This window comes from Nonomuraea sp. NPDC049624, from assembly GCF_040675255.1.
In the GTDB taxonomy this organism is placed as follows: Bacteria; Actinomycetota; Actinomycetes; order Streptosporangiales; family Streptosporangiaceae; genus Nonomuraea.
In genome coordinates, this window is record NZ_JBFAOR010000002.1 from 324,744 (window position 1) to 350,354 (window position 25,611).

Consider the following 25,611-nt stretch of genomic DNA (forward strand, 5'->3'; position numbering starts at 1 on the left):
GCGGATCAGCGTGACGTGACAGGCACCTGGGCACGGGCCGCGCGGCGGGCGGGAATGAGCGCCACCGCGAGGGCCGTGCCCACTGCCGTCACCACGGCCACCGCCAGCGTCACCGGCGAGGGCGCGCGGCCGATGCCCGCGCCCACGCCGCTCGTGTGACCCTGCAGGTCGATCAACCCCACCACCACGGACGCCCCCACCGCCGTGCCGGCGCCGACGCCGAGCACGACCAGCAGGCCGGTGCCGGTCACCAGCGTGGCCATCACCTGGCGTGGCGTCAGCCCCATGGCCTTGAGCACGGCCAGGTCGAAGGCGTGGTCGCGCAGGCCGATGGCGCTCGCGGTGAGCAGGTTGGCCAGGCCGATCAGGGCCAGCACGGCGATCAGCGCCACGATCACCACTCTGATGATCGACAGCCGGTCGGCCGGGTTGACCGCGGCCTGCACGTCGAGGTTCTCCCCCGACTCGGCCAGCAGCCTGGCGCGCACCTCCGCCTTGTTGGCGCCCGGCCGCAGGGCCAGCGCGTAGTACTGGGGTGGCACGGAGTCCTTGGCGGCCAGGCTGTCCAGGCCCACCGAGAGCACCTCGCCGTCCAGGTCGGGCTCGACGGTACGGCCCACGATCCGGACGATCAGCGGCGAGCCGCCCACGGTCAGCCGCACCCGGTCGCCGATCCTGACCCCCAGCAGGTCGAGCAGCCCCTGCCCGGCCACCGCCTCGCCGCGCTCGGCGTAGCCCCTGCCCTCCATCACGGGGAACGGGTAGGGGTCGGTCGAACTGCCGACCGCCCGCACCCGGACCGACCGGGCCTCGCCCGGGGCCAGGGCGTTGACGTCGCTGCCCGGGTAGACAGCGCGCACGTCGCGGTCGCGTTCGGCGATGCGCTGGGCCTCGTCCGACTCCATCTGCTTGCCGGGGCGGACGTACAGGCCGGCGTGCTGGCCGACCTGTTCGGGGTGGCTGAGGAAGTTGTCGAGGGTGGCCCAGACGCCGAGGCCGATCGTGATCATCATCATCGGCACGGCCAGGCCGAACGCCGTCAGGAACGCCGGCACGCGCCTGGTGAAGGCGTCGCGGGTGCCCAGGATCAGGGCGGGCGGGAGGCGTACGAGCAGGCCGAGCCGGGCCAGGCGGGACAGGTGGCCGCGCGGCGGCGAGGCCGGCACGGCGGGGATCGGCGGCGTGCGCGCGCCCCGCCAGGCGGGCACCCCCACCGCCCCCAGGACGACCAGCGCCGTGCCCGCCACGATGGCCAGCACCGGCACCGGCGCGGCCGAGTACGTGCCGAGCACCACCGCCGTGGCCCCCCAGCCCGCCAGCGCGCCGAGACCGACGCCGAGCAGGCCGAGCGCGCCGTGCTCGACCAGGAGCAGCAGGGCGACCTGGCCGCCGGTGAAGCCCATGGACTTGAGCGTGGCCAGGTCGCGGAGCTGGCCGAGCACCCGGCCGCCGGCGGCGTTGGCCAGCGCGAGCGCCGCGGCGACCATGCCCACCACGCCGAACAGCGCGAGCAGCGTGCCGAGCAGCCGGTTGTCCAGCTCCATGGCGGCCCTGACCTCGCGCCAGGTGTAGACGCGCTGGAGCTTGTCCTCCAGCATCACCACGACGCGCTGGGCCACGACCTGGCTGGCGTCGGGGTCGGACAGGCGCAGCCCGGTGACCCATTCGCTGCGGCCCAGCATGGGCTCGACGCGGTCGAGCGTGGCGGGCAGCACCCAGGCCAGGCCGGGCGTCCATTCGGGGTAGAAGCCCTGGTCGGCGGAGTCGGCGATGCCGCGCACGTACAGCGTGTGGCGTTCGCCGTTGAGCGCGATGACGGTGAACGGCGAGCCGATCGCCAGGCCCAGCGACCTGGCGAAGGAGTGTTCGACGACCACGCCGTCGGGCTGCGAGCCGTCGAGCCACCTGCCCTCGGCCAGCACGGGATGGGCCACCCGGGGCGGCGAGGCGGGCATCGCGCGCAGCGACGCGGGCTCCTTCTTGCCCTCCTGGGCCACGGTGACGGGGGCGGAGCGGTAGGGGCCCGCGGTGCCGGTGACGCCGTCGATGCCGCCCAGGGCGACGTCGGGGTTGTCGTCGGTGTAGACCCAGACGTGGGCGCCGTCGGTCTGGGCCGACAGGCTGCGCCACGGGTTGGTGCCGTCCTCCAGGAGGGTCGCCGCGGTGATCAGGGCGGCCACGATCCCGGCCACGACCAGCACGGTGAGCACCGCCTGGCCCTTCCTGGCCCGCAGGTCGGCCTTGATCCACCGGCTTCCGGCCAGGGTGGTGCTCATCGGAGGTCGATCACCTCGCCGGCGGTGCGGGTGCGGCGGCGGGCGATGCGGCCGTCGTCGACGATCTCGCCGTCGAACAGCGACACCAGCCGGTCGGCCAGGCCCGCCACCCGGGCGTCGTGGGTGACCATGACGATCGTCTGCCCCTCTTTGTGCACGTCGCTGAGCAGGCGCAGCACGTCGCGCGTGTTGCGGCTGTCGAGGTTGCCGGTGGGCTCGTCGGCCAGCAGCAGGCTGGGCTTGTTGGCCAGGGCCCTGGCCAGCGCGACGCGCTGCTGCTCGCCGCCGGAGAGCTGGGCGGGCGAGGCCGCGGCGCGGTCGGCGAGGTTGAGCGCGCCGAGCAGGCTCTCGCGCCGCTCGCGCGCCACCTTGGGCGAGGCCCCGGCCAGCAGCGCGGGCAGCTCGACGTTGTCGCCGACGGTCATGTTGGCGACCAGGTTGAAGAACTGGAAGACGAAGCCGACCTTCTTGCGCCGCAGCAGCGCCCAGGCGCTCTCGGAGAGGGTGTCGACCCGCTGCCCGTCGAGCCAGATCTCGCCGCTGGTGCGCGCGTCGAGGCCGCCGAGCATGTGCACGAGCGTGGACTTGCCCGAGCCGGACGGCCCCATCACCGCGACGAACTCGCCCGGCTCGACCTGGAGGTCCACCCCGCGCACGGCCGGCACCGGCACTGCGCCATCTTGGTAGATTTTGACCAGATTGACCGTTTTTAGGACCGAGCTCATGCCAGATCCTCCTGGCATCGCTCCAGCCAGTCAAGATCGGCCTGAAGGTGCAGCATGGCCCCTTCGATCAGCAGCAGCGCCACCCGGTCGGCAGGCGCCGTACGGGAGAGCAGGTCGTTGAGGTCGCCCATGAGCGACAGGTAGTGGCGGCGCTGGCGGTTGATCAGCGCCATCCGGTCGGCGATGCCGGTGAGCGGCGCGAGCACGAGCTTCATGAAGAACTCGTCGCGCACCCGAGGCCCCTCGGTGGGCTCGTCGACCCAGATGGTGAGCAGGTCGCGGCCCTTGGCGGTCAGGTAGTAGACCTTCTTGTTCGGCCGGTTGGACTGCTCGACGTCGACGGCCCGGACCAGCCCGTCCTTCTCCAGCCGGCCGAGCGTCACGTATATCTGCCCGATGTTCGGGGAGGGGTAGGCGCTGCCGAACGTCTGTTCAAGGGCCTGTTTGAGCTCGTAGCCGTGGGCCGGTTCCTTGGCCAGGAGCGCCAGCAGGTGAAGCCGCACGCCTCACCTCCCCGCTTTGTGTTACGTGAGCGTTACGTAGGTATCCGTTGACCATCAGATTACAGGTGTGCATAACATGAATGCATCTACCTAACACGTATGTAACCCCGCTGATTGTGGAGGAAACAGAGTGCTGCGCCCGCTTTCGTTCGCTCTGGTCGTCGTGCTGGCGGCCGGATGCACGGTGGCGGGCGACGAGGGCGGCGGCGAGAAGGGGACGGGCGGCACAGGCCCGATCACCTTCGCCACCGGACGCGACACCACGGCGTACCTGCAACCCTTGCTGGACCGCTGGAACCAGGCCCACCCGGCCGAGAAGGTGACGCTGCTGGAGCTGCCCGAGGCCGCCGACGAGCAACGCGCCCAGATGGTGGCCAACCTCCAGGCCCAGAGCAACCGCTACGACGTGCTGGGGCTCGACGTGGTGTGGACCGCCGAGTTCGCGGAGAACGGCTGGATCATCCCCCTGGAGCGCGGGTTGTTCCCGCTCGACAGGTTCCTGCCGCCCGTCGTGGACACGGCCGTCTACAAGGGCAAGCTCTGGGCCGTCCCGTACACCAGCAACGCGGGACTGCTCTATTACCGGACCGATCTCATCAAGAAGCCGCCGCAGACCTGGGCAGAACTTCGCGATGAAGCACGAGAAGTAACGAAAAAGCGGGATATCGGAGGCTATGCGGCCCAACTCCTGGCCTACGAAGGCTTGACCGTGAACTTCTCCGAGGCAGTGCAGTCGGCGGGCGGGCAGATTCTCAACCACGACGGCACGGAAGTGACCCTCGATCCGGCCAAGGGGAAGATCGCCCTCGACTTCCTGATGCAAGGGCTGCGGGAACGCTGGATCACCGGCGACTCGCTGACCTTCAAGGAGGAGGAGACCCGGCTGGCCTTCCAGGACGGGAAGCTGGCCTTCGCCCGCAACTGGCCGCACGCCTACGGCCCGGCCAGGGCCAAGCTGGGCGACCGCTTCGCGGTGACCCGGCTGCCCGGACTCAACGGCCAGGGATCCAGCTCCCTCGGCGGGATCAACCTGGCCGTCAGCGCCTACTCCAAGCACCAGCAGACCGCACAGCAGTTCATCCGCTACTTCACCAGCCTGGAGAACGAACGCCGCGTCCTCACCGAGGGCTCCTTCCCGCCCGTGTGGACCGAGCTGTACGACGACCCGGCCCTGATCAAGCGGTTCCCGTACCTGCCCGTGCTCAAGGAGAGCATCCTCGCCGCCAAACCGCGGCCGGTGAGCGCCAACTACAACCAGGTGAGCCTGGTGATCGCCAGCTCGGTCGCCAAGGCCCTGGCCGACCCCGAGAACGAGTCCGCCGACGACGTCGCGGCCTCCATGAAGTCAGAACTCGAAGAGATCATCAGAACCCAGTGAGGCAAGCCATGCGTAAAGCCAGAGCAGCAGTAGTCCTGGCAGGGCTCGCGGTAGCCGTCGCCGCCTGCGGCAACGCCCCGACGACGACGACCCCCACCGCCTCGGAGTCGGCGCCGGCCAGTTCCGCCGCCGGCGCCAAGACGCTCGAAGGCGTCAAACTGGAGGTCGCGGCCAAGTGGACCGGCGCGGAGCAGAAGAACTTCGAGCAGGTGCTCAAGGCCTTCTCCGACAAGACCGGCGCCACCGTCACCTACGCCTCCACGGGTGAGGACACCGGCGCCTACCTCGGCCCGCGCATCCAGGGCAAGAACCCGCCGGACGTCGCCATCCTGCCGCAGCCGGGTCTGGTGCAGCAGTACGCCAAGCAGGACGCGCTCAAGCCGCTGTCCGCCGAGGTCACCCAGGAGATCGACACCAACTACACGCCGTACTGGAAGGAGCTCGGCTCCGCGGACGGCAAGGTGTACGGCGTGCTGATCAAGGCGGCGCACAAGTCGCTGGTCTGGTACCGCTCCGAGGCGTTCGAGGAGGCCGGCGTCCAGGTGCCGACGACCTGGGACGAGCTGATCAAGGCCGGCCAGACCATCGCCGACTCCGGCACCCCGCCCTTCTCCCTCTGCGGCGCCTCCGGCTGGACGCTGACCGACCTGTTCGAGAACGTCTACCTGTCCAGCGCCGGCCCGGAGAACTACGACAAGCTCTCCAAGCACGAGATCCCCTGGACCGACGCCAGCGTCGCCACCGCCCTGGAGAAGATCGCGCAGATCGCGGGCAAGAAGGAGTTCGTGCTCGACGGCGCCTCCGGCGCGCTGCAGACCGACTTCCCCACCTGCGTCACCAAGGTCTACGGCAACAAGAAGGCCGCCATGGTCATCGAGGCCGACTTCGTCGCCACCCAGGCCACCCAGGACGGCGCCAAGGTCGGCGAGGGCGCCAAGTACTTCCCGTTCCCGAAGGCCGGCGACACCGCCCCGGTCGTGCTCGGCGGCGACGTGGCCGTGGTCATGAAGGACTCCCCCGGCGCGATGGCCCTGGTGCAGTTCCTGGCCTCCAAGGAGGGCGGCGAGATCTGGGCCAAGCTCCCCGGCTACCTGTCGCCCAACAAGAACGTCTCCCCCGACAACTACCCCGACGAGCTGACCAAGCAGCTCGGCCAGACGATCGTCTCCGCCGGCGACGCCGTCCGCTACGACATGTCGGACCTGGCCCCGAGCGCCTTCGGCGGCACCGACGGCAAGGGCGAGTGGAAGGTCCTCCAGGACTTCCTGCGCAACCCGAGCGACGTCAAGGGCGCCCAGGCGGCGCTCGAGGCCGAGGCCAAGAAGGCCTGGAAGTAAAGAGGTAAGGCCGTGACCGAACGGTTGGACGGCCCGGCGGCCCCGCCCGCGAAGATCGCGGGCGGGCCTTCCGCAGGACCGGCTGAAACCCCCCGTACGAGACGACGCCTCGGCCCATCGCCGGCGGTCGCCATCGCCTTCCTCCTGCCGGCGGCCCTGCTGCTCGGCGTCTGGGTGGTCTACCCCATCGTCTACTCCATCTTCCGCAGCCTGTTCGACGCCTCGGGCAGCGGGTTCGTGGGGCTGGGCAACTACGCCACGATCTTCAGCGACCAGGGCATGCTGGTCACGATCCGCAACAACCTCATCTGGGTGGTCGTGGCGCCGATCGTCGTCACCACGATCGGCCTGATCTTCGCGGTGCTGACCGAGCGCATCAAGTGGGCGACGGCGTTCAAGCTGATCGTGTTCATGCCGATGGCGGTCTCGCTGATGGCCGCGGGCGTCATCTTCCGCCTGGTGTACGAGGAGAGCCCCGACAAGGGCCTGGCCAACGCCGTGCTCACCACCGTGCACGACACGTTCTCCTCCTCCAAGGGCTACCCCGAGGCCCGGCCGCGCGGCGGCGACGACTCTCCGGTGACCGAGCAGAACGGCGCGGTCGTCACCAAGGAGCCCGCCCAGGCGGGCCGGCCGGTGCTGATCCCGATCGTCGGCGTCAAGCCGCAGACCATGCCGTCCAACGCCCAGCCCGCCCGCGCTCCCTCGGGTGACGGCCTGGCCGGGACCGTCTGGTTCGACTTCACCCAGGGCGGCGGCGGCCAGAGCGGCGCGGTCGACCCGACGGAGAAGGGCCTGCCCGGCATCACCGTCGAGGCGGTCCAGAACGGCAAGGTGGCGGGCACCGCCACCACCGCCGACGACGGCACGTTCCGCTTCGAGGGCCTGCCCGCGGGCTCCTACGTCGTACGGCTGCCGGAGTCGAACTTCCAGGCCAGCTACGGCGGCCTGACCTGGCTCGGCCAGACGCTCATCACGCCGGCGATCATCGGCGCGTTCGTCTGGGTGTGGGCCGGGTTCGCGATGGTGCTGATCGCCGCCGGCCTCGCCGCCATCCCGCGGGACGCCCTGGAGGCCGCCCGCATCGACGGCGCGACCGAGTGGCAGGTGTTCCGGCGGATCACCGTGCCGCTGCTGTCGCCGGTGCTGCTCGTCGTCTTCGTGACGATGATCATCAATACGCTGAAGGTCTTCGACCTGGTCTACATCATCGCGCCGGCCTCGGTTCAGCCGCAGTCGAACGTGGTCGCGCTGGAGATGTGGCGCGTGTCGTTCGGCGGCGGGAACAACCAGGGGCTCGGCAGCGCACTCGCGGTGTTCCTGCTCATCCTGGTCCTCCCCTTCATGATCATGAACATCCGCCGGTTCAGAAGGGAAGACACATGACGACCGCGACCGTGAACGCGCCTCACGGACTGGAGTCGGGCGCGCCGCGCAGGGGCGTGGCGAGCAGGATCGTGGACCGCCTCGGCGGCGGGGCCGTCCAGGTGATCATGATCGTGCTCGGCCTGTTCTGGCTGGTGCCGACGCTCGGCCTGCTGGTCGTCTCCCTGCGCACGGTGAAGGTGAACAACGCCGAGGGCTGGTGGACGATCTTCACCAAGCCCGCCGAGCTGACCCTGGCCAACTACAAGAACCTGCTGGCCAGCGGCTTCACCTCGTCGTTCTGGAACACGGTGGCCATCACCGTGCCGACCACGATCCTGGTGATCGGCATCGCCGCCATGGCGGCGTACGCGTTCGCGTGGATGGAGTTCCGCGGCCGGGACACGGCGTTCCTGGTCGTGGTGGGCCTGCTGATCGTGCCGATCCAGATCGCGCTGATCCCCGTCGCCGCCTTCTACGGCGGCATCGGGATCTTTGGCACGATCCCCGGCGTGGTGCTGTTCCACACGGCGTTCGGCCTGCCGTTCGCCATCTTCCTGCTGCGCAACTTCTTCGTCGGCATCCCGGCCTCGCTGCTGGAGGCGGCCAGGATGGACGGCGCACCCGAGTGGAAGATCTTCGCCCAGGTCGTGTTCCCGCTGGGCAAGCCGGCCATCGCCTCGCTGGGGATCTTCCAGTTCCTGTGGGTGTGGAACGACATGCTCATCGCGCTCGTGTTCGCCAACACCGACAACCAGCCGATGACCAAGGCCCTGCAGTCCCAGATGCGGCAGTTCGGATCGAACGTCGACATCCTCTCCTCCGGGGCGTTCCTGTCACTGATCATCCCGCTGGTGCTGTTCTTCGCCTTCCAGCGGTACTTCGTCCAGGGCATGATGGCCGGTTCCGTCAAGTAGGCCATTCCCGGCGGGCGCCCGCCTCCCGAGGGGGGCAGGCGGGCGCCCGTAACATGTCCTTACGGACCTCCGATGATTGTTCATGAAGCGTCTTCTCGCCCTCGCCGCAGCAGCCTTCATCTCCCTCCCCCTCACCCCCGCCGCCGCGCTCGGCGGCACCCCGGGCGCGCCCGGGGCGGGCGACCCGTACTTCCCCGGTCAGGGGAACGGCGGCTACGACGCCGGCCACTACGACCTCGCCCTCGACTACGAGCCCTCCTCCAACGTCCTGACCGGTCTCGCCACCCTCACCGCCCGCGCCACCCAGGCGCTCAGCCGCTTCGACCTCGACCTGTCCGGCTCGCTGTCCGTACGCTCGGTCACCGTGGACGGCCGGCCCGCCGCCTTCACCCGCAGCGGCGACGAACTGGTCGTCACCCCCGCCGCCGGGCTCGCCTCCGGGCAGGGCTTCTCCGTCGCCGTCCGGTACGACGGCAGGCCCACCCACGTCCTCGACCCCGACGGCTCCAGGGACGGCTGGATCAGGACCAGCGACGGCGTCTTCAACGCCAACGAGCCGCAGGGCGCGATGACCTGGTACCCCGGCAACCACCACCTGTCGGACAAGGCGACGTACCGGTTCTCGGTCACCGTGCCGAGCACCAGGGTCGCGGTGGCCAACGGCGACCTGGTGGCCAGGACGTCGGCCGGCGGCCGCACCACCTACGTGTGGGACGCCCGCGAGCCCATGGCCAGCTACCTGACCACGGTGTCGATCGGCAAGTTCCAGCTCACCGACACCAGGTCCGGCGGCTACCGGGTGATCACGGCCGTGGACCCCAAGTTCGCCGGCAAGGCGACGGACTTCGCCGCCCGCCACGCCCCCGTCCTGGACTACTTCAGCTCGCTCTTCGGCCCGTACCCCTTCTCCTCCACGGGCGGGATCGTGGACCACGAGCCGAACGTCGGCTACGCCCTGGAGACCCAGACCCGGCCCATCTACCCCGCGGTGCCCGGCGAGTCGCTGCTCGCGCACGAGCTGGCCCACCAGTGGTTCGGCGACTCGGTGACGCCGACCTTATGGCGGGACATCTGGCTGAACGAGGGCTTCGCGACGTACGCCGAATGGCTCTGGCTGGAGAAGATCGGCAGCCGTACCGTCCAGGCGTCCTTCGACGGCGTCTACGCCAGGCCCGCGGACGACGAGTTCTGGCAGACGCCCACCGCCGACCCCGGCGGCGCCGCCGCGCTCTTCCACGACCCCGTCTACGACCGCGGCGCGGCCACCTTGCACGTCCTGCGCCGCACCGTCGGCGACAGCGCGTTCTTCACGATCCTGCGCACCTGGGCGAACGACCACAAGTACGGCAACGCCGACACCGCCGCCTTCGTCGCCCTGTCCGAACGCGTGTCCGGCAGGCAGCTCGACGCCCTCTTCGACGCCTGGCTCTTCCAGCCCGGCAAGCCGTCGTTGTGATCATTCCGGTACGGCCTGCGTGTCCGTTCGGGCGGCAAGCCGTACCAGACCTAGATAAGCTTCACGGCCATGGCCGGTCGTCCTTTGCATGAAGTCGTCGAAGCCGGATGGGCTCAGGCTCTTGAGCCCGTATCCGAGCAGATCTCCTTGATGGGTGAGTTCCTGCGCAACGAGATCGCCGAGGGCAGGCAGTACCTGCCCGCGGGCCCCAACGTCCTACGCGCGTTCAACCAGCCCTTCGACGACGTCAGGGTGCTGATCGTGGGCCAGGACCCCTACCCCACGCCCGGCCACCCCGTCGGGTTGTCGTTCTCGGTGGCGCCCGAGGTGCGGCCGATACCCGGGAGCCTGCTCAACATCTACAAGGAGATGGAGTCCGACCTCGGCCTCCCCCGCCCCGCCAACGGCGACCTGACCCCGTGGGCCGAGCAGGGCGTGCTGCTGCTCAACAGGGTCCTGACCGTCATGCCCGGCAAGCCCGCCTCCCACCGGGGCAAGGGCTGGGAGCAGGTCACCGAGCAGGCCATCCGCGCCCTCGTGGCCCGCGACAAGCCGATGGTCGCCATCCTGTGGGGCCGCGACGCCCGCAACCTCGCGCCCATGCTCGGCAGCGTGCCGCGCATCGAGTCGGCGCACCCGTCCCCGCTGTCGGCGCGCAGCGGCTTCTTCGGCTCGCGGCCGTTCAGCCGGGCCAATGAGCTGCTCACCCAGCAAGGCGCCGCACCTGTCGAGTGGAAGCTGCCCTAGCATCGTCGCCATGAGTGATGAACCGAAATACCTGCGCCTTACGGTCGAGCTGACCGTCGAGGTGCTCGACGTGAACGCGCTGCAGGCGGCGGCGCTGGCCGAGATCCGGCATCCCGACGCCGACCTCAGCGACGAGGAGCGCTCCGAGCAGGCCGACCTCGTCAACTCCGACGAGACCGGCGCCTCGGCGCTGCAGTGGCTGATCGAGCCGGACCACGTGCTGCAGCTCGTGGACCACATCACCGAGATCGAGCCGCGCGAGGCCGTTCTCGGGGTGGAGCCGTCCGAGGGGCCGAGCGAGGACGAGGACGAAGACCACCACGACCACGACCACGCGTGACCTCTCGCACGTGACGTGACGTGACGTACGGCGATCAGCCACGACGCCCCACCCGCGTCGTGGCTCTTCGCCCCGGATACGATCGTCTCGTCCGGGCTCTTTCCGTTCTCCGAGGGATCTGTCGCCATGATCGTGGCTTTCTCCATCACCCCGCTGGGCGTCGGCGAAGGGGTCGCCGAACCGGTCGCCCGCGCCGTCAAGGTGGTCCGCGAGAGCGGCCTGCCCAACCGCACGGACGCGATGTTCACCACGATCGAGGGCGAGTGGGACGAGGTCATGGACGTCGTCAGGCGCGCGGTCGACGCCGTCTCGGAGGTCGCCCCGAGAGTCAGCCTGGTCCTCAAGGCCGACCTGCGTCCGGGCGTGACGGACGGCATGACCACCAAACTCCAAAGCCTCGAACGCCACCTCCCCTGACCCACCGCCCCACCGCAGAACAGCTCAACCCCACCAGGGACACCTGGGACCTGGGTCCCAACAGGGACTTTGCGCCGGAGTCGCTCCCCGCAATCCGCCCTCGCCAGCGCCCCGACACAGAAGCACCCGCTGGAAACCGACACCCGCCCCATGCCCGGCACCCCACCCATGTCCGGCACCCGCCCCCCGGCCCAGTAGCCACCCCCGGCCAGCGCCTGAGCGGCGGCCCGAAACTCAACATGCTCGAAGCCCTCGGACGCGGGCGCGTACCGCGGAGCCCGCAATGAGCACACGGCGCGCGGCCCCGCGCGGCGGCAGGAGGGCAGGGCACCTCCTGTGGCGGGCACATGCTGACGAGTCCCGCACCAGGCACCTGGCCCGCAAGCCCCCACGACGGACACAGGACTCGGAGCCCCGACCCAGGCACGTACCGCGGAGCCCCGCAGCGGGGCATGAGAGCGGCTCCACGGCGTTCAGGGTGGCGACGGCCGGCGCCCGCGCGTGATGCGAACCCCCGGGCCCATGCGTAGCGCAAACCCCCGGGGCCCATGCGTAGCGCGCACCCCCGGGCCCGTGCGTAGCGCAAACCCCCGGGGCCCATGCGTCGCGCGCACCCCCGGGCCCGTGCGTAGCGCGCACCCCCGGGCCCGTGCGTAGCGCGAACCCCCCGAGGCCCCTGCGTAATGAGAAGCCCCCCGAGGCGCGTGCGTAGCGCGAAGCCCCGTAGCGGACGCATCGGACCGAGTTCCAGATCGGGCACGTGTGCTGACGGCCTGCCTCAATGTGCCACAACGCGGCCTCCTTGGGATGTCAGCGCTGCACGATTCCCGGGTTGGGCGGACATCGCCCGTTGGGCCGTGGCTCCGAAGGCGGAGCGCTTCTTCACGCAGCCGGAGAGCTCCGATGAATGGCGGGATTCGCGATATGTCTTGACCGGCTGTGTAAACGCGACATATCGTGTCGCTTGATCGGCGAACGCGATACTACTCGTGCCCGGAGGTGGAGGCAATGAGACAAGAGCGAGTGCCCGTGCTGGTGGTCGGCGGCGGGTACGCGGGCCTGAGCGCTGCCGCGCTGCTGGCGTGGCGCGAGGTGCCCGTCATCCTGGTCGAGCGGCACCCGAGCACGTCCATCCAGCCCAAGGCGTTCGGCATGGGACCACGAGCCGTCGAGCTGCTGCGGCCGCTGCCAGGGATCGAGCAGACGTTCGCCGACATCTGGATCGGCATCGGCGACTCCATGCGCATCGCGATCGCCAGATCGCTGGCCGACCCCGACCCGCAGATGATCTTTGAGGACACGGGCGAATCCGACGCCCTGGCCGACCTGACCCCCGTGCCCCGCGTGGGCGCCCCCCAGTCGGAGGTCGAACGGGTGCTGCGCGCCTACGCCGACGAGCTCGGCGCCGACCTGCGCTTCTCCACCGAGCTGATCTCCCTCGACCAGGACGACGACGGCGTCACCGCCGTGATCCGCGCCGCCGACGGCGAGGAGAGCATCGTACGGGCCGACTACGTGGTGGCGGCCGACGGCCACCGGAGCCCGCTGCGCGAGCGGCTGGCCGTGCCCACCTCCGGCAGGGGCGACCTCGTGCAGATGTGCTCGATCATGTTCGACGCCGACCTGACCGGCCTGGTGAACGAGCGCGAGGTCATCATCTGGTACCTCCACAACGACGCGTTCACCGGCGTCATCGTGACCGGCACGGGCGTCGGCGCACACGTGCTCGGCATCAACCAGACGCCCTCCGCGGACGGCGGCGCCGAGCCCCTCACCGAGGAGCGCTGCGTCGAGCTCATCCGCGCCGGAACCGGCATTCCGGACCTGGACGTGCAGGTGCTGGACACGGCGACGTTCAGCCTGGCGCACGTCGTGGCCGACACCTTCCGCGCCGGACGCGTCTTCTTCGCCGGCGACGCCGCCCACACCATGCCGCCCACCGGCGGTCAGGGCGGCAGCACCGCCCTCCAGGACGGCTGCGACATCGCCTGGCGCCTCTGGCTGGTGCTCAGCGGGCAGGCCGGCCCCGGCTTCCTGGACACCTACGACGCCGAACGCCGCCCGATCGGCGCCCTGACCGCCGACGCCCAGCTCGCCAACCTCAGCGTGCGGATGCCCGTGGACAAACGCTCCGACTACCCCGAGCCCCTGGAGGACTTCCTGCAGGCGATGCTCGGCTACCGGTACCACTCCGCCGCCGTCCTGGAGGAGCCCGGCGACGACGGCTCGCTGCTGGAGGACCCGCGCGTTCCGAGCGGGCGGCCCGGCAGCCGCGCCCCGCACGTCGTGCTCGACTGGGAGGGGCAGCGTATCTCGACCATCGACCTGTTCGGCTCGGGCTTCGTCCTGCTGGCCGACAAGAGCGGCGGCCAGGTGTGGATGGACGCCGGCCGCGTGGTCAAGGAGCGCCTGGGCGTGCAGCTCACCCGCATCCTGGTGGACGACGAGCTGGTGGACGTGGAGGGCCGCTGGCGAGAGCGGTACGGGGTACGGGAGGGCGGCGCGGTCCTGGTGCGGCCCGACGGGTACGTGGCCTGGCGCGCCCCTCGCCCCACGCCGGACCCCATGTCCACGCTCGACCAGGCTCTCACCCGGATTCTGCACCGCTGACCACCTGCCTCTCGCCGGACCCGGGCCCGATGGCCTTCGCCGGGGTCGTGAAACGTGTGCATGAGCGGGGAGGCACGTACGTGCTCCATGGGTCTGGCCGTCTCGCGGGGGCGGAGGTCAGGCGGCGAGGGCCGGGCGTGCGGCGTGGTCGGCGGAGGTCAGGTCGAGGCTGCCGGCGGCGCGGAGCCAGTCGTTGACCGAGCCGGTGAAGCCGGACGGCGGCCCCACCTTCAGACAGGTGAGCCGGCCGGAGCCGGGGGCGGGGCCCACCTTCAGGCGGCGGATGGCGCCCGAGCTGCCCGGCCCGCCGCGGTCGGCAAGGTCGGCGAGGTCCGCAAGGTCCGCAAGGTCCGCAAGGTCCGCAAGGTCGGCGTCGCAGGGAGTCAGTCGCACGCCGAAGGGCGGGACTCCCCGGAGAGCACCGGACGGCTGGATCCGCAGGAGGTCGTCGATCTCGTGGCAGGTGGCCAGCGGGTGCGCCCGCAGGTGGGCGAGCTGGTCGGCGACCAGGCGATGGGCCACTGATCGGAGGAGGGCGGTCGCGCACAGGCTGTGGGCGCAGGCGGCGCCGTCGAGCGTGATCTCCGGCAGGGCGAAGCGGCGCAGGCCGCGCGAGGTGACGCGCAGGCAGTCGCAGGCGGCCGTCTCGGACGGGTCCCACGGCGGGCAGGTGGCGTCGTCGCGCATCTGCACGTCCCAGGTGAGCCAGTCGTCGGCGAGGCGGAAGTCTCCCGGCTCGCCCGGCGACCTCGGGCAGGCGGGCACGGCCGAGGCGGTGGACGGGTCGATCAGCAGGCCGCCGCCCTGGCGGGCGAGGGCGCGGGCGACGGCTCTGGCGGTCTGCACGTTGCCGGGCAGGCGGCGTGGGGGCGCGGTGGTGGACACCAGCACGTGGTGACCGGCCCGGTGCAGCCGCCGGCGTTCGTCGCCCGTGAGGGTGAGGCCGGCCGGTCGCCAGGGGGTGGGGACATGGGTGACGGTCAGGGACGGCGGGGTGTCGAGCGCGTCACGGGCCGCCTTCCGGTACGGCCCGGGCACGCGCCAGGGCACGAACGTGTCGACGTCGAACGGCAGGTGCTCCACGGCTACGACGAACAGTGAGGTCAGCATGGCGGGGAGCGGCAGAACGATCTTCATGAGGTGCCTCGCCTTCGAAACGTGGTGAGGCACCCAGGATCCGGAACCGGGCCGGCCACGGTGCGGCCGAACCCGGTTCTGGGGACGAACCCACCGACCGGCCCCCCACCCTGTGGACAACCACCGGGGAGGCGGAGGGCCTTCGGTCAGGGAGTGGTGCGGGTGATGGCGAGGGTTTGGCCGGGGAGGCGGAGGCCGTCGGGGCCGGCGGCGACCGGGTCGTCCGAGGCCAGGAGGAGGGTGGCGCCCGCCGGCGGCAACGTCAGCGTCTCCGGGGAGAAGTTGACGCTGACGCACACCGTCCCGCGCCACATGACCAGCCACCTGCCCTCCGGATCGCTCTCCACCCGCACCCGGTCCAGCCGCGGGTCCGACAGCTCCGGCAGCGCCTTGCGCAGCGCGATGAGGTCCCGGTACCAGCACAGCAGGGACCAGTTCTCCTCCTCCTTCAGCTCGCTCCAGTCCAGCTTGGAACGCAGGAACGCCTCCTCGTCGGACGGGTTCGGCGCGTCCCAGGCGTACCCGAAGCCGTCGAACTCGCGCTCGCGCCGCGTCCCCTCGCTCTCCCGCAGCTCGGGCTCCACGTGGTCGGAGAAGAACAGGAACGGCGTGCCGGCCCCCCACTCCTCCCCCATGAACAACATCGGCGTGAACGGCGAGGTCAGCAGCAGCCCGGCCCCCAGCCTGAGTGCGGAGACGGGCAGCCGGTCGCCGCCGGGCCGGTTGCCGATCTGGTCGTGGTTCTGCAGGCAGGCGACCAGCCGGTGGCCGGGCACGCCGGTGAAGGGCTGCCCGTGCGTCCGGTCGCGGAAGCTGGAGTAGCCGCCGTCGTGCAGCACGCCTCGGGTCAGCACCCTGGCCAGCGCCGACGGGTCGGCGAAGTCCTCGTAGTAGCCGTGGCTCTCGCCGCTCACGGCGGTGTGCAGGGCGTGGTGGACGTCGTCGTTCCACTGCGCGGTCATCCCCAGGCCGCCGGCCTCCAGCGGGCGTACCATGCTCGGGTCGTTGAGGTCGGACTCGGCGATCAGCGACAGCGGCCGGCCGAGCGAGCAGGCCAGCGCGTCGACCTCCTCCGACAGCTCGGCCAGCAGGTGGCGGGCGCGCTTGTCGTGCAGCGCGTGGACGGCGTCCAGCCGCAGCCCGTCGATGTGGTAGTCGCGCAGCCACTGGACGGCGTTGCCGACGAAGTACCGGCGGACCTCGTCGGACCCCGGCCCGTCCAGATTGACCGCTTCGCCCCAATAACTACCAGCAAAGCCGGAAAAATACGGACCGAAGGGGTGGAGGAAGTTGCCCGACGGCCCCAGGTGGTTGTAGACCACGTCCAGGATGACGCCGATCCCGGCCCGATGGCAGGCGTCCACGAACGACTTCAGCCCGTCGGGCCCGCCGTACGTCTCGTTGACCGCGTAGAGATCGACGCCGTCGTACCCCCAGTTGCGCCCGCCGGGCACGGGGGCCACCGGCATGATCTCCACGAAGTCCACGGAGAGCTCGACCAGGTGCTCCAGCCGCTCGATCGCCGCGGCGAACGTGCCCTCGCCGGTGAACGTGCCGACGTGCAGCTCGTAGATCACCGAACCGCGCAGGTCGCGGCCCTTCCAGTCGTGGTCGGACCAGGTGAAGCGGTCGTGCTCGTAGACCGCGCTCGGCCCGAACACCCCCTCCGGCTGCCGCCGGGAGCGCGGGTCGGGGTAGGGCCCGCCGCCGTCGAGGACGAAGGCGTACCTGGTGCCGTGGCCGGCCTCGGCGACCTCGGCCCACCACCAGCCTCTCTCCCCCCGGGACATCGGCCGGCGTCCGTCCAGAACGTCGACCTCGACAGCCGTGGCCTTCGGTGCCCAGACCTCAAAGATCATGTCGCTCCAGCAGTGAGACGGGGTACTGATCGAGCAGCCGGGCCAGCGGAACCGTCCCCGAGTGCGGCTCGCCGGTGAGCAGGTCGCGCCAGGATCCACCGGGCAGCGTCAAGGTGGTGTCGCCCCACACCGAGTGGCCGGTGACCGCGGCGCGGCGCGCGAGGCGTACCGGCAGCCTGGTGGCGACCGCCACCGCCCGCGGGCCTTCGCCCCGTGCGAAGGCGATCGCGTGCTCGGCCGCCTCCCCCTCGGCCCGCAGCGGCAGGTACGGCGCCGCGCCCCCGAGCCGCCGGCGCAGCCGCAACGCCTGGGTCGTGACCAGGAGCTTGGCGGCGTCCCAGGAGGTCTCGGGCTTGCGCGGGTACGTCACGGGCCGCCGGTTGTCCGGATCGACCAGCGAGAAGTCGGTGGTCTCGTTGCCCTGGTACACGTCGGGCACGCCGGGCATCATGAGCTGCACCAGCTTGGCCCCGAGCGAGTTCGACATCGCGAACGGCTCGATGCGCTCGGTGAACTCCTCCACCGGCAGCCGCACGGCGGCCTGCGCGAACTCCCGCAGCCGTCGCTCGTAACCGGCGTCCGGACGCACCCACGAGATCGCGGTCTTGGCCTCGCGCGCCGCCTTGAGCAGGTAGTCGGTGAAGCGTTCCGCGGAGATCGGCCAGGCCGCCATCAGGTTCTGCCAGGCCAGGTAGTCGAGGTGGGGGTCGAAGGAGAGCTCCCGCGACCACTCGGACACCGTGGACGCCCACTCCCGCGGCATCTCCGACAACACCGACAACCGGGCCCGCACGTCCTCCGACCGCTTGGTGTCGTGCGTGGACAGGGTCGTCATCGTGTAAGGGGACATCTCCCCGCAGAAGTCGTGGAACTCCTCGACCGAGACGCCGAACACGTCCGGCTCGCCGCCCACCTCGTTGAGGCACGACAGGGGGAACCACCGGTACAGCGCGGTGTCCTCGACGCCCTTGGCCATGACCGGCCCGCACGTCTGCTGGAAGCGGACGATCGCCTCCGGCGAACCGTACAGGACCTGCTGGACGAGCGGCCGCACGGCGGGCGAGCACTCGGCGGCGGCCAGCTCGACGATCTCCACCGACTCGGGCGGCGGCTCCTCCCCCGGCACCAGGTAGGCGCGGTAGAGCGGCATCGCGGCCAGCAGCTCCGACACCGCTGACGGCGCGCAACCGGTGACCCTGGCCAGCCGGTCGATCTCCGCCCCGAAGAACAGGTCGAGCACCTCGCGCTTGGCCTGCGTCATCACCGGACGGTAGTCGTCGGGCTGCCCGGTCAGCTCGCTGAACAGCCGGACCAGCGGCTCCTTGCCCGAAGGGTCGACGAACAGGCCGTTGACCCGGTTGAGCACCTCGTAGCCGGTCGTGCCGTCGCACGCCCAGTCGGGCTGCAGCCGCTCGGGGCCGATGAGGATCTTCTCCACGACCGTCCAGGGGCCGCCGGTCCGCTCGCGCAGCCGGTCGAGGTAGCCACGGGGGTCGGCCAGGCCGTCGGGATGGTCGATGCGCAACCCGTCGACCAGGCCCTCGTCCAGCAGCCAGAAGATCACCTCGTGCGTGGCGGACAACACCGCCGGGTCCTCCACGCGCAGCCCGATCAGCGAGGAGACGTCGAAGAAGCGCCGGTAGCCGGGGCCCTCGCGCCAGTCGACCAGCCGGTAGTGGCCCGGGTGGGGGAAGGCGTGCTCGTGGTAGCGCAGGACGTCGCCGTCGACCACGGGCTCGGTGTCGTCGCCGAGCACCGGCAGCGCCACCTTCCCCTCCACCCATTCGATGTCGAACCAGTTCGCGTACGGCGAGGCGGGCCCGTCCTTGAGCACCGACCAGAACTGGGCGTTCATCGTGTTCATGTGGTTGGGCACGATGTCGATGACGATGCCCAGGTCGTGCGCGGCCAGTTCCTGGGCCATCTCGCGGAAGCCGGTGGCCCCGCCGAACTCCTCCCTGATCCTGGAGTGGTCGACGACGTCGTAGCCGTGCCGCGAGCCGGGCGTGGCCTGCAGCACCGGCGACAGGTAGACGTGGCTGACGCCGAGGTCGCGCAGGTAGCCGGCGATCTCGGCGACCTGCGCGAAACCGAAGTCGGGGGTGAGCTGCACCCGGTACGTCGAGGCCGGCCTAGACACGGCGCAGCACCCGCACGCTGCGTCCGGGGACCTCGATCGCCTCGCCCGCGCGCACCATCCGCACGTCGAGCCTGATGGGCATCGCGGTGTCGATCTCGGTGTGCCACATCTCGCCGTAGTCCTGGGGGATCGTGAACTTGATCGTGTCGTGGTGGGCGTTGAACAGCAGCAGGAAGGAGTCGTCCCTGATGGGGCGGCCGCGCCGGTCGGGCTCGGTGATGGCGTCGCCGTTGAGGAAGACGGCCAGCGACTTGGCGTAGCCGACGTTCCAGTCGCTGTCGGTCATCTCCTCCCCGGACGGGGTGAGCCAGGCGATGTCGCTCAGCCCGCGTACCGGCCTGCCGTAGAAGAACCTCCTGCGCCGGAAGACCGGATGTTTCTTCCGCAGCGCCGCGAGCTCCTGGGTGAACTCCAGCAGCAGCCAGTTCTCCCTGACGTCGGACCAGTCGACCCAGGTCAGCTCGTTGTCCTGGCAGTAGCCGTTGTTGTTGCCCTTCTGGGTGCGGCCCAGCTCGTCGCCGTGCGAGAGCATCGGCACGCCCTGCGACAGGAACAACGTGGTGAGGAAGTTGCGTTTCTGCTGCTCGCGCAGCGACTCGATGGCCAGGCTCGCCGGGCCCTCCTCGCCGCAGTTCCACGATCGGTTGTCGTCGGTGCCGTCGCGGTTGCCCTCCTTGTTCGCCTCGTTGTGCTTGTCGTTGTACGCGACGAGGTCCTGCAGGGTGAAGCCGTCGTGGCAGGTCACGAAGTTGATGGAGGCGGCCGGGCGGCGGCTGTCGTCCTTGTACAGGTCGCTGGACCCGGTGAGGCGGGAGCCGAACTCGGGCAGCGTGGCGGCCTGCCCGCGCCACAGGTCGCGGATCGTGTCGCGGTAGCGGCCGTTCCACTCGGTCCAGCGGGAGGGGAAGTTGCCGACCTGGTAGCCGCCGGGGCCTACGTCCCAGGGCTCGGCGATGAGCTTGACCTGCGACAACACCGGGTCCTGCTGCACCAGGTCGAAGAACGCGCTCAGCCGGTCGACCTCGTGCAGCTCGCGGGCGAGGGTGGAGGCGAGGTCGAAGCGGAACCCGTCGACGTGCATCTCGATGACCCAGTAGCGGAGCGAGTCCATGATCATCTGGAGGACGTGCGGCGAGCGCATGAGCAGACTGTTGCCCGTGCCGGTGGTGTCGACGTAGTAGCGCTTGTCGTTCTCGACCAGGCGGTAGTAGTTGGTGTTGTCGATGCCCCTGAAGCCCAGCGTCGGCCCGAGGTGGTTGCCCTCGGCGGTGTGGTTGTAGACGACGTCGAGGATGACCTCGATGCCCGCCTCGTGCAGGCTGCGCACCATCGCCTTGAACTCCAGCACCTGCCCGCCGCGCTGCCCGGTGCTGGAGTAGCGGTTGTGCGGGGCGAAGAAGCCGATGGAGTTGTAGCCCCAGTAGTTGGACAGGCCGCGCTGCTCCAGGATGTGGTCGGTGACGAACTGGTGCACCGGCATCAGCTCCAGCGCCGTCACGCCGAGCTTGGTGAGGTGGTCGAGGATCTCGGGGTGGCCGAGCGCCGCGTACGTGCCGCGCAGGTGCTTGGGGATCTTGGGATGGCTTATCGTCAGCCCGCGCACGTGCGCCTCGTAGATCACCGTGTCGTGGTACGGCGTCGCCGGCGGCCGGTCGTGCCCCCACCCGAAGAACGGGTTGATCACGATGGACCGCGGCACGTACGGGGACGAGTCGGCGTCGTTGCGCGTGTCCGGCTGGCCGAACCGGTAGCCGTAGACCGCCTCGTGCCAGTCGACGCCGCCCTCGATCGCCATCGCGTACGGGTCGAGCAGCAGCTTGTTGGGGTTGCAGCGCAGCCCGCGCGCCGGCTCGTACGGCCCGTGCACCCGGTAGCCGTAACGCTGGCCGGGGCCGATGCCGGGCAGATAGCCGTGCCAGATGAACCCGTCGACCTCCGTGAGCGGCACCCGCGACTCGACGTTGTCCTCGTCGAACAGGCACAGCTCCACCGCCTGGGCGACCTCGGTGTAGAGCGAGAAGTTCGTGCCCGCGCCGTCGTAGGTCGCCCCGAGAGGATAGGGGTCTCCAGGCCAGATCTCGATCATCGAGGCTCCCTTGCGGTCTTTCCCCATGTTCTGTTCCCCCGCTCCGCCGGACAAGGCCACCCTGTTCCTTCCCACGCGTCCGTCCGGAATACTCCGAAAAATCGAGTGAGCCGCCTCCGACGGCGCGGTCTCGAAGGCGGCTCACGTGTTCGGCCCGGTGGGGGGTCTGGCGAGGTTCGCGGATCCGGTGCGCGGCCCCCGCGCACCGGATCCGCACCCGCGATCGGACGACGCGACGCTGCGCCCCCCGATCCCCCGCGATCAGGACGGTCGATCCTCGCTCTGGCAGGAGCGAACGATCGTGGCAGCCGGGCCGACGAGCCCCCGTCGGCCCAGCCTTATGTGACGGACGGCCTCTGGTGAGCCATCACGCCAGGGAATGAACGCGGCATTTCGATCTCTGGTGGTTTGATCAAATCAGCCCCAGGGCATCCCCCTCTCTTACGGCTTGGCTGACTTTTACCCTCCGACGCCGGAATCCCACCCCGAATTGGCACTTGCCATGGGAACGTGCCGGTGACGATTACCTACCGCACATGCCTTCGAAACCGAACCCGGGGGTACGCTCCGGGGCAACCGGCCACCGCGCGGGAAGGGAGTGTGCGGCGATGACCATCCCCAACCCGACGCTCCGGCAGCGGCAACTGGCGATGCGCTTACGCGAGCTGCGCAACGAGAAGAACCTCAGCATCGCCGAGGTCGCCCAGCTCCTCCTGTGCTCCCCGGCCAAGATCAGCCGGATCGAGACCGCCCAGCGCGGCGTCAGCCTGCGCGACGTGCGCGACCTGTGCCGCCTGTACGAGGTCTCCCCCGCCGAGTCGGCCCAGCTCATGACGCTGGCCAAGGACGCCAGGCAGAAGGAGTGGTGGCAGTTCTACGACAACCGCGAGCTGCGGCAGATGCTCGGCCTGGAGGCGGAGGCCAGCGCCATCACCGAGTACGAGATCACCACCGTGCCCGGCCTGCTCCAGACCGAGGACTACGCCCGCGCCGTGATCCGCGGCTGGCTGCCCCGCATCGCGCCCGACGTGCTCGACGACCGGGTCAGGGTGCGGATGAAACGCCAGGAGTGGCTGCACCGGCCCGACACCCTGCGCTACTGGGTCCTGCTGGACGAGTCGGTGCTCTACCGGCACGTGGGCAGCCGGCAGACCATGCGTGAGCAGCTCGACCGGCTCATCGAGCTGAACGAGCTTCCGCACGTCACCATCCAGGTGATCCCGTTCACGGCGGGGGCGCACGTGGGTTTCGACAGCACCTTCCGGCTCATGGAGTTCGACCACGACTCCGGCATCGCCGACACCATTTTCGTGGAACATCAAATGGGCCTTTTCTACCTGGAGGCCGATAAGGTGGTCCGGCGTTTTCGCGAGATCATCGACCATCTGCGGGCCGAGGCCCTGGGCATCCAGGAATCGAAGCGGCGAATTACCGAGATGGCCGCAAGCTTCGGCTAGCACTCCGTCACGAGATCATCTCTTTTCTCCGGCCACCTGGCATGATGCCGCCGACACATCAAGAGCTCGCTTCCGTGGCAAGTGCCAGGTGCTACTGTTCATCCATTGGGACGCTTTCGCTCTCCACGTGAGATCGCCGGTGTCCGAGTTACACGTTCCAGCGCGCCCGGCGAGGTCCGACCGCCGCCGCGCCCATTGTCGATGCACGAGGGGGAGACAATGACGTCCCACCACCCTGACGTCCAGGCGGGTCCGCGCTGGCGGGCCGCCTCGCGCTGCAACAACGGAGAATGCGTCGAGGTCGCGTTGCTGTCCGCCGGCGAGATCGGCGTGCGGGACAACAAGAACCCGGCCGGCCCGGTCCTCACTTTCAGCGCCCGGGAATGGGACGCGTTCCTGCGTGGAATACGTCAGCCCGACTGAGCGCGCGGCGCTTTTCACGGCGGTCGTCCGCACGGACGCCCGCCTTTTGTTTTGTCCGGCTCAGGCGGGTGCACTGCCCCTTTGTCGCCTGGTCATCCTCGACTGTCAAGGTAAAATCACCTTCGGCTCAATACCTCTACAGCCGCCTTCAGGAGGTAATGGATGAAACGCCCACCTGCCCTTGACCAGGCACGCTGGCAACGGTGCAACAATGGCGACTGCGTCGAGGTCACCATGCTCGCCGACCGGGTCTGGGTGCGGGGAAGTCAGGACGCCAGCGGTGCCGTCCTGTCGTTCACCACCGACGAATGGGCCGCGTTCCTCGACGGCGTACGGCGCGGCCACTTCGATCTCGAACGGCTCGGGCCCCAGATCTGACCGGCCACGACGTTCTCCGTCGGGCTTCGTCGGGGGCCATCGGGGTTTCAGGCCGCGGCCCCCGGCAATATGCCGACTCCATGGGCGGTTTCAAGAAGTTCTTACTCCGAGGCAACATCGTCGAGCTGGCCGTCGCCGTCATCGTCGGCGCGACCTTCAGCGGGCTCGTCCAGGCACTGGTCACCGATCTCATCACCCCGCTCATCGGCGCGGTGACCGGCGGCCGGCAGCCGAACTTCGCCGAATACTCCTTCACCGTCAACGGCAGCCAGTTCAAGTACGGCGACTTCCTCAACCACCTGCTGACCTTCCTGGTCATCGCGGCGGTCGTCTACTGGCTGGTCGTGGCCCCGATGACGCGGCTGATCCACCTGTTCGAGCACGACAAGGCCGCGACGACCAAGGAGTGCCCCGAGTGCCTGTCCGCGATCCCGGCCGAGGCCAGCCGGTGCGCCCACTGCACGGTGGAGCTGGTGCCCCAGTCCGAGAAACCGCGCTGAACCGTACATCACGGACTCTTGACCCCAGTGGCGCGCCGGCACGGTGGTCGTTCGGCAAGATGGACCGATGAGCGTTGAGTTGATGGTCTGGGACGAGCCCGTGCCGATCAGCAGGGATCAGGCCCGGACCACGTATCTGGCGGTGAAGCGGAGCGACCCCGTCGAGGGGGACGTGCCCGACGTCGCCAAGGAGCTGCCCGGGCAGGTCACCCTGTACCCCGGGCACGTCCTGGTGACGATGGACCTGGACACGATGGACGAGAGCTCGGCCCAGGTGTTCACCACAGCCCGCGCGCACGGCCTGGTCTGCTACGACCCCCAGCGCGACCTGGTGCACAACGTGGCCCCGCTCGGCGTGTACGAGGGCATGCAGCTCCACACCGGCGACGGGATGGTCGTGCACGATCCCGACCTCGGGCTGGTCGACGACGTCCTGGCCACCCTGTCGCCGCAGAACCCGTTCGTCGCCCTGGTGAACTTCGGTCGGCACTTCCTCCAGGTCTCCCCCGGCTACGAGCTGGAGTACAAGGAGGGCACGATGGTCCGCGCGGTGGTGCCCGAGCTGGCCGAGGTGCGGCAGGCCTTCCACGAGTACGCCACCGGCGAGCGCGGGTTCCTCACCCGCCACGCCTGGACTCAGGCGTAGACCTGGGCGAACAGCTCCGGATCGACGTTCCCCCCGGACAGCACGGCCACCGTGCGCCCGGCGGGGACGCGTCCCGACAGCAGGGCGGCGGTGGTCGCCGCGCCGCTGGGCTCGGCCACCAGCCGGGCCGTGCGCGCGATGTGCCGCATGGCCGCCCGAAGCTCGTCCTCCGACACGGTGACGATGCCTTCGAGGTGCTCGCGCAGATGGGCGAAGGTCAGCTCGGACACCTGGTGCACGCGCAGCCCGTCGGCGATGGTCCGGAACGTGCGGGCGGTCTCCCAGGCGACGACGCGCCCGGCCGCCAGGCTCTCGGCGGCGTCGGCGGCCAGCTCGGGCTCCACGCCGTACACGCGCACGTCCGGCCGCAGCGCCTTGACCGCGGCCGCGACGCCCGCGGCCAGCCCGCCGCCGCTGACCGGCACGAGCACCGCCTCGACGTCCGGCAGGTCCTCGACGATCTCCAGCCCGATCGTGCCCTGCCCGGCGATGATCGCGCGGTGGTCGTAGGGCGGGACCAGCGTCAGGCCGCGCTCGCCGGCCAGCCGCTCGGCCGTCACCTCGCGCTGGTCGGGCGGCACGACCACCAGCTCGGCGCCCCACCCCTCGATGGCCGCCGCCTTGACCGCCGGGATGCCCTCGGGCACGACGACCACGCACGGCACGCCGAACCGCGCCGCCGCGAACGCCAGCGCCTGGCCGTGGTTGCCGGAGGAGTGCGTGACGACGCCGGCGGGACGCAGCTCGGCCAGCGCGTTGTAGGCGCCGCGGATCTTGAACGACCCGACCGGCTGCAGGCTCTCGGGCTTCAGCCACGCCTCGCCCATCCTCAGGAGCGGCGTGCGCACCGCGGTTCCGTCGATCCGGCCGGCCGCCGCGCGGATGTCGTCGATCGTCACCAGGTCCATACGGTC

Annotated in this window: 22 protein-coding genes; 14 read left to right on the top strand and 8 right to left on the bottom strand. The window is 70.2% G+C overall.

Annotated elements, in window-relative coordinates; all coding sequences use genetic code 11:
- Positions 1 to 5 precede the first annotated feature (5 nt).
- Genes AB0J76_RS07795 through AB0J76_RS07805 form a run of 3 tightly spaced genes read right to left on the bottom strand, consistent with a single transcriptional unit; the run spans position 6 to position 3,504 of the window.
- Positions 6 to 2,276, bottom strand: coding sequence for an FtsX-like permease family protein (locus AB0J76_RS07795; protein ID WP_352320363.1), 2,271 nt, complete (start codon positions 2,274 to 2,276; stop codon positions 6 to 8).
- Entirely contained in the window at positions 2,273 to 3,001 is a 729-nt protein-coding gene (locus tag AB0J76_RS07800) for an ABC transporter ATP-binding protein (protein WP_352320362.1), read from the bottom strand. The genes AB0J76_RS07795 and AB0J76_RS07800 overlap by 4 nt, the downstream gene beginning before the upstream one ends.
- Positions 2,998 to 3,504: a PadR family transcriptional regulator gene (locus AB0J76_RS07805; RefSeq protein WP_352320361.1), complete on the bottom strand. Its 507-nt coding sequence runs from the start codon at positions 3,502 to 3,504 to the stop codon at positions 2,998 to 3,000. Before AB0J76_RS07805 ends, AB0J76_RS07800 begins: the two co-directional genes overlap by 4 nt.
- A 130-nt stretch (positions 3,505 to 3,634) precedes the next feature.
- On the opposite strand from AB0J76_RS07805, the gene AB0J76_RS07810 reads away from it, so the two are divergent.
- The 9 genes from AB0J76_RS07810 to AB0J76_RS07850 all read left to right on the top strand — a co-directional run bounded on the left by AB0J76_RS07810 (position 3,635) and on the right by AB0J76_RS07850 (position 14,071).
- Positions 3,635 to 4,882 (top strand): ABC transporter substrate-binding protein, encoded by a 1,248-nt coding sequence (locus AB0J76_RS07810; RefSeq protein WP_352320359.1) that lies wholly within the window; start codon positions 3,635 to 3,637, stop codon positions 4,880 to 4,882.
- 8 nt (positions 4,883 to 4,890) lie between these two features.
- Positions 4,891 to 6,219: an ABC transporter substrate-binding protein gene (locus AB0J76_RS07815; protein WP_352320357.1), complete on the top strand. Its 1,329-nt coding sequence runs from the start codon at positions 4,891 to 4,893 to the stop codon at positions 6,217 to 6,219.
- 12 nt (positions 6,220 to 6,231) lie between these two features.
- The gene (locus AB0J76_RS07820) at positions 6,232 to 7,605 is read left to right on the top strand and encodes an ABC transporter permease subunit (protein WP_352320355.1); all 1,374 of its coding nucleotides are present in this window, start codon (positions 6,232 to 6,234) and stop codon (positions 7,603 to 7,605) included.
- Entirely contained in the window at positions 7,602 to 8,501 is a 900-nt protein-coding gene (locus AB0J76_RS07825; RefSeq protein WP_352320353.1) for a carbohydrate ABC transporter permease, read from the top strand. Before AB0J76_RS07820 ends, AB0J76_RS07825 begins: the two co-directional genes overlap by 4 nt.
- An 82-nt stretch (positions 8,502 to 8,583) precedes the next feature.
- Positions 8,584 to 9,957, top strand: coding sequence for a M1 family metallopeptidase (locus AB0J76_RS07830; RefSeq protein ID WP_352320351.1), 1,374 nt, complete (start codon positions 8,584 to 8,586; stop codon positions 9,955 to 9,957).
- A gap of 69 nt (positions 9,958 to 10,026) precedes the next feature.
- The gene (locus AB0J76_RS07835) at positions 10,027 to 10,704 is read left to right on the top strand and encodes a uracil-DNA glycosylase (RefSeq protein WP_352320349.1); all 678 of its coding nucleotides are present in this window, start codon (positions 10,027 to 10,029) and stop codon (positions 10,702 to 10,704) included.
- Between the two features lie 10 nt (positions 10,705 to 10,714).
- Entirely contained in the window at positions 10,715 to 11,044 is a 330-nt protein-coding gene (locus tag AB0J76_RS07840) for a hypothetical protein (protein ID WP_352320347.1), read from the top strand.
- Positions 11,045 to 11,170: 126 nt separating this feature from the next.
- A complete protein-coding gene (locus AB0J76_RS07845) occupies positions 11,171 to 11,461 on the top strand; it encodes an MTH1187 family thiamine-binding protein (protein WP_352320345.1) in 291 nt (96 codons plus the stop codon).
- Positions 11,462 to 12,469: 1,008 nt separating this feature from the next.
- The gene (locus AB0J76_RS07850; RefSeq protein ID WP_352320343.1) at positions 12,470 to 14,071 is read left to right on the top strand and encodes an FAD-dependent monooxygenase; all 1,602 of its coding nucleotides are present in this window, start codon (positions 12,470 to 12,472) and stop codon (positions 14,069 to 14,071) included.
- A gap of 117 nt (positions 14,072 to 14,188) precedes the next feature.
- Here AB0J76_RS07850 and AB0J76_RS07855 read toward each other — a convergent pair whose 3' ends face one another.
- The 4 genes from AB0J76_RS07855 to glgX all read right to left on the bottom strand — a co-directional run bounded on the left by AB0J76_RS07855 (position 14,189) and on the right by glgX (position 21,293).
- On the bottom strand, positions 14,189 to 15,208 hold the full coding sequence (locus tag AB0J76_RS07855) for a hypothetical protein (protein WP_352320341.1): 1,020 nt from the start codon (positions 15,206 to 15,208) through the stop codon (positions 14,189 to 14,191).
- A gap of 146 nt (positions 15,209 to 15,354) precedes the next feature.
- A complete protein-coding gene (gene treZ / locus AB0J76_RS07860) occupies positions 15,355 to 17,067 on the bottom strand; it encodes a malto-oligosyltrehalose trehalohydrolase (RefSeq protein ID WP_352320339.1) in 1,713 nt (570 codons plus the stop codon).
- Positions 17,057 to 19,207, bottom strand: coding sequence for a malto-oligosyltrehalose synthase (gene treY / locus AB0J76_RS07865; protein WP_352320337.1), 2,151 nt, complete (start codon positions 19,205 to 19,207; stop codon positions 17,057 to 17,059). Before treY ends, treZ begins: the two co-directional genes overlap by 11 nt.
- The gene (glgX, locus tag AB0J76_RS07870; RefSeq protein WP_352320335.1) at positions 19,200 to 21,293 is read right to left on the bottom strand and encodes a glycogen debranching protein GlgX; all 2,094 of its coding nucleotides are present in this window, start codon (positions 21,291 to 21,293) and stop codon (positions 19,200 to 19,202) included. The genes treY and glgX overlap by 8 nt, the downstream gene beginning before the upstream one ends.
- 608 nt (positions 21,294 to 21,901) lie before the next feature.
- Between glgX and AB0J76_RS07875 the strand changes: the two genes are divergently transcribed.
- From AB0J76_RS07875 to AB0J76_RS07895, 5 genes are all read left to right on the top strand, one after another.
- Positions 21,902 to 22,750: a helix-turn-helix transcriptional regulator gene (locus tag AB0J76_RS07875; protein ID WP_352324307.1), complete on the top strand. Its 849-nt coding sequence runs from the start codon at positions 21,902 to 21,904 to the stop codon at positions 22,748 to 22,750.
- A gap of 219 nt (positions 22,751 to 22,969) precedes the next feature.
- Entirely contained in the window at positions 22,970 to 23,173 is a 204-nt protein-coding gene (locus AB0J76_RS07880; RefSeq protein ID WP_352324308.1) for a DUF397 domain-containing protein, read from the top strand.
- A 162-nt stretch (positions 23,174 to 23,335) separates the two neighbouring features.
- On the top strand, positions 23,336 to 23,551 hold the full coding sequence (locus AB0J76_RS07885) for a DUF397 domain-containing protein (protein ID WP_352324309.1): 216 nt from the start codon (positions 23,336 to 23,338) through the stop codon (positions 23,549 to 23,551).
- A gap of 80 nt (positions 23,552 to 23,631) precedes the next feature.
- Complete coding sequence (gene mscL, locus AB0J76_RS07890) at positions 23,632 to 24,051, top strand: large conductance mechanosensitive channel protein MscL (protein ID WP_352324310.1); 420 nt, start codon at positions 23,632 to 23,634, stop codon at positions 24,049 to 24,051.
- 67 nt (positions 24,052 to 24,118) lie between these two features.
- Positions 24,119 to 24,697, top strand: a complete 579-nt coding sequence (locus tag AB0J76_RS07895; protein ID WP_352324311.1) for a hypothetical protein — start codon at positions 24,119 to 24,121, stop codon at positions 24,695 to 24,697.
- On the opposite strand, the gene AB0J76_RS07900 is transcribed toward AB0J76_RS07895, so the two are convergent.
- A complete protein-coding gene (locus AB0J76_RS07900; RefSeq protein WP_352324312.1) occupies positions 24,688 to 25,605 on the bottom strand; it encodes a threonine/serine dehydratase in 918 nt (305 codons plus the stop codon). The genes AB0J76_RS07895 and AB0J76_RS07900 overlap by 10 nt on opposite strands.
- Positions 25,606 to 25,611 lie beyond the last annotated feature (6 nt).